General features: G+C 79.2%; 1 protein-coding gene. It reads left to right on the top strand.

Going from position 1 to position 1,650, the window contains the following annotated elements; translation table 11 throughout:
• On the top strand, nucleotides 1-1,650 hold a 1,650-nt coding region (locus AB0F81_RS51210), incomplete at both ends, for an FtsX-like permease family protein (protein ID WP_360211755.1).

The following is a 1,650-nucleotide window of genomic DNA, read 5'->3' as shown; positions in this document are numbered from 1 at the left end:
CTGGCCGCCGCGGACCGGCTGGCCCGCCGGGCCACCGGGTTGTCGCTGCCCCTCGCGGTCGCCGAGGCGGCCCGCCGCCCGCAGGCCACCGCGGCGACCTTGCTGATCACGCTGGCCTGCTCGGCCGGCACGTTCGGGGTGGCGTTCGACGCCACCTGGGAACGCTCGCAGCGCGATCAGGCCGACCTGTCGGTCGGCACCGATCTGGCGATCACCCTCACCGCTCCCCCGGCGGCCGGTCAGGGTGCGCTGGTCAGCGCGGCCACCGGCGGCACGGTACGGCCGGCCGCCGGGCGCGGTGTCTCGGTCGGGCAGTGGCTCGGTGCCGGTGGGGACGCGCCCCGGCTGGTCGCCGTCGACAGCACCCGGGCCGGCGAGCTGATCCGCGGGCGGCTGGACGGTGGGCGTACCTGGGCGGCGGTGGGCGCCGGCCTGGCGCCCGCCCGACCGGCCGGCGGCATCGCCGTGGCGCCCGGCGCCGAGTTCGTCCTGGCCGGCACCGCGAGCCCGGCGGAACCGCTCGCGGTCACCCCGCGCCTGCTGCTGGAGGACGCCACCGGGCTGCGCACCACCTGCACGGCCGCGCCGGTGCCGCTCGACGGGCGGGCACACCGGCTGCCCGGCTGCGCGAGCGCCGACGGGTTGCGGCTGGTCGCGGTCTCGCTGCCGGTGGGCGGCGACGCGATCAGCCCGGAACGGACCGACGAGAGCCGGATCGCGGTCACCCTCACCGTGCCGGGCACCGATGCCGGCGGCTGGACGGCCACGTCGGTCCAGCCGTACGCCGAGCAGCTCGCCGACCCGGCCGTCACCGTTGACGGGACCAGCCTGCGGATGACCTCCACCGTGCAGCTCGGCGGCCCGCCCGAGGCGCCCCGCGAGCTGGTCGTCTCCGCGTTCACCGATCCCGGCCCGGTGCCGGTGGCCGTCTCGGACCGCTTCGCCGGCGAGATCGGCGGCCGCCCCGGCGACCGGTTCGACGTCACGGTCGGCACGACCGCCCTGTCGGTACGGGTCGCCGACGTGGTGCCGGCGGTCCCGTCGGCGCCCGGCGCGGTGGCCCTGCTCGCCGACCTGGACACCCTGTCCCGGGCCCTGGTGGTCCGCGGCGACCTGGACTTCCCGGTGGACGCCTGGTGGACCGGCCGGCCGGCATCCCCCGACGCCGCCGGCCGGGCCGCCGGACTGCACCTGGGCCCGGTCACCACCCGCGGCGGCGAGATCGCCCGGCTGAGCTCCGGGCCGGTGCCGGCCGGGCTGCCGGCGGTGCTGCGGCTGCTCGTGCCGGCGGCGGCCCTGCTGCTGCTCGCCGGCATCGTCCTGCACGTCACCAGCGACCTGCGGACCCGCGCCCTGGAGGTGGCCCGGCTGCGCGGGCTCGGGATGACCCGGCGCGAGGTGCGCCGCACCCTGCTGGGCCAGCACGCCGTCGTGCTGCTGCCGATGGTGGTGGCCGGCGCGGCGGTCGGCGCGGCCGGCACCCGCCTGGTGGCGCCGCTGCTGGTGCGCTCCGACACCGGCGCCGAACCGGTGCCGGCGGTCGTGCCGCTGTGGCCGTGGGCGGCCGAGGGGATCCTGCTCGCGGGCCTGCTGGCCGCCTGCACCCTCGCGGTCGGCATCGTGGTCGCGGTGCAGTCGCGCCGCGCCGAC

Origin of the sequence: Actinoplanes sp. NPDC024001, from assembly GCF_040638955.1 — a bacterium.
GTDB lineage: Bacteria > Actinomycetota > Actinomycetes > Mycobacteriales > Micromonosporaceae > Actinoplanes.
This window is presented reverse-complemented; position numbering and strand designations above follow the sequence as displayed.